Origin of the sequence: Methanobrevibacter sp. (assembly GCF_045644645.1) — an archaeon.
GTDB lineage: Archaea > Methanobacteriota > Methanobacteria > Methanobacteriales > Methanobacteriaceae > Methanocatella.
Map to the genome: position 1 here is coordinate 1 of NZ_JAZRHE010000052.1, position 5,449 is coordinate 5,449.

The 5,449-nt window shown below is 30.8% G+C and carries 5 protein-coding genes; 2 read left to right on the forward strand and 3 right to left on the reverse strand.

The window, feature by feature from the left end; translation table 11 throughout:
• Window positions 1–319 precede the first annotated feature (319 nt).
• Complete coding sequence (locus tag ACKI4K_RS03210) at window positions 320–697, forward strand: putative zinc-binding protein (RefSeq protein WP_149732881.1); 378 nt, start codon at window positions 320–322, stop codon at window positions 695–697.
• Window positions 698–708: 11 nt separating this feature from the next.
• Here the strand turns inward: ACKI4K_RS03210 and ACKI4K_RS03215 are convergent, their stop codons facing one another.
• Window positions 709–1,122: a C-GCAxxG-C-C family protein gene (locus ACKI4K_RS03215; RefSeq protein ID WP_407422225.1), complete on the reverse strand. Its 414-nt coding sequence runs from the start codon at window positions 1,120–1,122 to the stop codon at window positions 709–711.
• A 702-nt stretch (window positions 1,123–1,824) separates the two neighbouring features.
• Here ACKI4K_RS03215 and ACKI4K_RS03220 point away from each other — a divergent pair.
• Window positions 1,825–3,255 carry an MBL fold metallo-hydrolase gene (locus ACKI4K_RS03220; protein WP_407422227.1) on the forward strand — a complete coding sequence of 477 codons (1,431 nt, stop codon included), beginning with the start codon at window positions 1,825–1,827 and terminating at the stop codon, window positions 3,253–3,255.
• 9 nt (window positions 3,256–3,264) lie between these two features.
• Here the strand turns inward: ACKI4K_RS03220 and ACKI4K_RS03225 are convergent, their stop codons facing one another.
• Together ACKI4K_RS03225 and ACKI4K_RS03230 are read right to left on the reverse strand one after the other, a co-directional pair.
• Window positions 3,265–3,897 carry a DUF1847 domain-containing protein gene (locus tag ACKI4K_RS03225; RefSeq protein ID WP_407422229.1) on the reverse strand — a complete coding sequence of 211 codons (633 nt, stop codon included), beginning with the start codon at window positions 3,895–3,897 and terminating at the stop codon, window positions 3,265–3,267.
• A gap of 1,358 nt (window positions 3,898–5,255) precedes the next feature.
• Window positions 5,256–5,449 (reverse strand): hypothetical protein (locus ACKI4K_RS03230; RefSeq protein WP_407422231.1); only part of this gene is annotated, 194 nt, incomplete at its 5' end.

The window sequence follows — 5,449 nt, forward strand, 5'->3', positions numbered from 1 at the left end:
TTATAGTTTTAAAAACTTTTAGGTATTATTATTAATTTTAAACATTTTATAAATAAAAGTAATATTAACATTAACATTAACGATTCAATATTTGGAACCTGAATTCATTTACCCTGCGATATATATGCAGAGATTGAAACAGAACCTACATTAAAAACAGGAGATGTTAATGGGAATACCCATGCCAGAAATTAAATCTTGAGAGCATCTACTGATTTAAATTGACATTAACTATTATGTAAATAATAGCTATATTGACACAACCATTTAAGATATTTATTTAACCAATGAAAATTAATTAAATTAATAGGTGAATTACATGCCAAAGAAATATGCTTTAGCACCATGTAATGGTATGAGTCCAAATGGATTAGTATCCCGTGTTGCAACAGGAGATTGTAAAAAAGAGAATGAAAATGTGATTTCAATATGTATGGGTTCAACATCAGCAGATATTGAAGGAACTAATGATGAAATGCTTAAAAAATTTCCAATAATATCCATTTGTGGGTGTCAGGGAAATTGTGTCACTAAAATACTTGAAAATCGTGGAATTGATATTTATAAAACAATTAACGTTGAAGAAATATTAAAAGATGAAAAAGTATCTGCTAAAGACCCTTTCCGTTTAGATAACGAATCAGAACAATGTGTTGAAATCATTAAAAAAGAATTAAATAAAATAGTAACTGAATAATTTTCTATTTTTTATAAAATTAATTCTTGGGCAATCTTTGCTGCAGATTCAACCATTTTTGGACAGATTTCTTTGAAGAGATTGTTATCAATTGCATATTTAATCCCTTCTTCAGTTCGAATGTCACAATCAAGTAAATCTCGGCAAATATATGTTCCATTTTCTTTTTTAAAACTATCTAAGAATTTCACACACATTTCATCGCTTTTACTTTTATTTTCACCATATTTCAAACCTAATGCCATTATAGCACCAGTGCAAGCTCCACAAACTTCTCCTTTACGCATACCGCCTCCAAATGATATGCTGATTTTAAATGCCTGTTCTCTTGAAAGTCCAAACTCTTCACAAAATACCGCTAAGACAGCTTGTGAACACACATAACCATCTTCAAATAATTGTACTGCTTCTTCTACATAATTCATGATATTAAATATCTTTTTGTTAAGTATATAAATTTTAATGGACAACACAGTTTAATATATTCCGGACCATAGCAACCTTGCCATACCCATGTTATAAGCGAGCCAATTCATCCAGGCCGACCCTGTAGCGACCAGAGGGAGGTGTGTGCGGGAGGTCGGTGAATAGAATTGGGAGCAATATTCAGGTGTGGAAACGACTCTTGTTGATAGGTTCCGTAAATCTGTAATCCATGAGTTAGTTTAATTATATTTTCCATTATGTTCCGTCCGAGCGTAAGCGAAAGGTCATACTATTTGCATAACAGTATAGAAATTATCTACTACTTTTTTGATTCTTGTTTGATATATTACGAACAAATAACTGTAAAAAAGTAGATGAATTATACCTCACTTTTTAGTGAATTTTGTTTCATATATAACGAACAAATATTGCTTGTCAAATTCTCTCAAACTAACAACATATCAATGAAATACTAAAGTAAGTTTTTTCTTGTATTTCTAATGGGAGAATTGGAATTTCAATGTTGCGAAATTTTGCCCATCTCAACTACCTCTAATGCTACGGTCTATAAATAAATTGCATTATGAACATTAAACAAATACATACAAACCATTAACAATAATAACTAAAATACATATTATTGTAAAAAAGATTTTTAATAATCATATAAAATAAAAGTAAAAATATTTTACAGTGGTGACATGAATAAGACATTCATTACAAAAATGCCCAATCATATCGGTGCATTTTTAAAGGCAAGTAAATGCTTGTCAGATTTGGGCATAAACATTACACGTGTGAGTTATAATAAATCTGTGGATTCTCATTTATTATTTATCGATGTTGAAGGCAGTCCGGAAAGTCTTGAAAAAGCGACTCAGGAATTAATGTCAATAGGTTATATCCACCATGATTTGGATCATCGTGATGTAGTTCTACTTGAATTTAAGCTTAAAGATATCCCCGGCGCTGTTACACCAATTTTAGAGCTAATCAGTGATTTTAATTTCAACATTACATATATCAGTTCCCAACAGACAGATAAGGAATTCCAGTTCTTTAAGATGGGTCTCGTTGTTGAAAACCAAGAAAATGTCAACACATTCATCAAAAAAGCAAGCGAATTATGTCCAATTAAAGTAATTAATTCAGATTACGCCAATAAGATTTATGACAATAGCTTTTTTTACAACAACTTTGTAAATCAGATATCTTCCACAATGGATATCTCAGATGAATCCAAAAATGAACTGATCATCAATACAAACCTTGTGATGCAAATGCTTAACGAAAGCGGAGTTTTGCCGTTCCATACCTTTGACAGCATAAGCCGATTTACAGAAATCATTGCCGCTTCAAAAGGAGAGAATTTCACACCAAGAATAACAAAGCATAAAATAACCGAAAATAGCGAAATAACCCTTATCGAACCTCCCTGCGGAAGCAACATTGCAATCATAAAAAGCTATGGTAAGTACTTATTCATTGATACCGGATATGCCTGTTATGAAGCAGAAATGCTTTCAATCATCAAGGAAATCATCCCTGATTTTGACAATACTTCAAAAGAGGTATTCATAACCCATGCCGACGTTGACCACTGCGGACTGTTGCCCCTTTTTGACATTGTCTATGCCAGCAAAAAAAGTGCAGAATCACTGAAATCAGAATATAACAATGAAAGCAATTTCCGTGAAAAAAATCCACTTCACAAACCATATATTCGTATTTGCAATATATTAACTTCATATAAACCCGTTTCCCCTCAAAAAATTCAAGTTGTAGGAGCTGAACGAACAATAACAAAACCCCTTGAACAAACTGGAATTTTTGATTTTGGTGAATTGCATTTTAGTCTTTATGAAGGAAAAGGAGGCCATCTTCCTGGCGAATCTGTTTTAATTGATTTTGAACATAAAATTGCATTTACAGGAGACATTTTTATAAATATGAAAGACATGATTCCTAAACAGGCAGAATATAATAGATATGCCCCAATTTTAATGACATCTGTTGATTTTGATTCTGACCTTTGTCGAGAAGAAAGAAATAATCTATTTAATAAATTAAACACTGGAAAATGGCAAATCTTCGGAGGCCATGGTAGTAAAAGGACATATGAATCAAATTAAAGATTTGACCTAATCCCTTTTCATCAGCTTCTTATAATAGGTGTTTGTTTGGTATAACGCTCCCACAGGATTGTGTGCGAGTACTTTGTCTTTTGTTACAAGTGTTGTGCATAGGGCATCAGAATACTTATAGAAAAGACTATCATGACCTACACATAACCCTATTATTACATTAAGGTCTGTTTTTTCATTATTGAGTATTTTTGCCTGCAGTATCGGGTTGCACATTATATTTCCAGTTATATTTGTTTTTTTATCATCTACACCGGTTATTTCTGTTTTTTTCATTGCTCCTACTTTACATGCTACGGAATACACTTCAAAATCATGTTTGTCAAGGATTTTAGCAAATGTTCTGCTTTCTTCCATTAGCCCCACACAGGCGGCTACTCCTATTTTATTCATTTTTAGTCTTTTGGCAAATTCTATGATTTCTTCTACTCTTGTGTATTTGCAGTAGAACTCCTCTTCAATTTCTGCAGATATCCGTGATATCTCTTTGTTGTTGTCTTCATTGTAGAGTTTTTCAATTTCTATTATTTCATCACGTGTTAATTCTTTTGTTTGACAGAATTTAGGATATTCTGAATCTTGGTGTTTGCAGTTTATAATTCCACAATTGCTACATGAGTAATTTTTCATGATATTTCCTCAATGATTATTATTACTATATATTTTTTTAATTTTTCTTAAAAAATAGTTATCCATATAATTTTGATAGGTTTTATAAAAATAGCCATTAAATTAATCTAGCTTGAGCATCAATATAGCTAGGTTCATTAACTTCTTTTACAACATCCTCGTCTTTAACATCCCCAATCAGCAAGGGCGAATCAGGATTATGAAGCCTAAAATTCCTTTTAACAAGCTTATTCGAGAAATTTGCATAACAACAATGGTTTTGTCAAGCTTGAGGAATAGGGGCTTGTCCCTCTATTCCTGTTTTAGTTTTGAAGTAGATGGATTTGTCAAATTTAAGAACTGGCCATTTATCGGTCGGTTCGAGGGTTAAGTTTTTTAAACTTGATTAAGATATTTAAGGGAAAGCGCCACATAAAACACTTCCCCAATGAATAAGGAGTTTTTCCTACATATCAAAAATTTAGCTCCGGTAAAAAGCAATAAACAGCATCATAGCTATATTCTGGTTCTGTTAAAACCTATATCTTTCAAAATCAAATAAAAGTAATAAAAATATATATGCTTCTTAGTTGAATATTATAAATTGAGAGCTAAAAGCAGTAAATATTTTGTAGAGTATACGGGCAAAATTCAAATTTTCATGGCTTTAAAACGTTTTATTTTATTTTTAAACTCTATATTTTTAGTTCTAAAAACTTTTAGGTATTACTATTAATTTATAACCGTTGCTATTGATTTAATTAACACTATTATTAATTTAATTAGATATGATTAGTCTCATCTAGAATTTTATACGAAAGATTGAAATTGGAAAACTCAAAATAGTTCTAGAGATTCCATAAAATTGGTTTTAAAAAAATTTATGGAATTAAAAAAATCTGAACATATTGAAAAAATATTCAATTTTTAGATAAACTAAACTGGACCAACATGCTCTGATTTAGATTATCATCTTTTAAAACCATAAATAAAATAACAATAAAGACTAATATCTATAATAAAAGATTGTAATTCATAGCATATAAAATTAAATGAAGAATAAACAAAATAAAAAATTGTGACTTGTCACATCCTCAAAATGTAAAAAAATAAGATAAAGTAGATAAAAATTATCTACTTAACTTTAACAGTTGTTTATGGTACCTTCACCTTGGCAGCGTATTTTTTTTTACCTTTTAAGCTTGTTAACAACATCCTTTAACAGTACCTTCTGCCATTCATTTTTTGTTGGTTTTAGCATTGTAGGTTATTCCGTTGAATTTGAATGTTATTGTTTTACCTTAAACCAATTGTTTAAGCGTTGCTTTTAAGGTAAATTTTTTGCCTTTTGCTTTTTACTGGCATTCATAATTGAATAATTATTCAATTATCATTGTTTCATTATGATTTTGTGTGTTTCCGTTGCTGTCGGTGAACTCTATTGTTATTTCATGTTTGCCGAGGAATTTTTCAATGATTTCAAAGATTATCCTTGACAGATCGTCATCCACATCGCCGTCAAACACAAGTGTGCCGTCAACGTAAACCTTCAGATGTCCGTTTGTGAGATTAA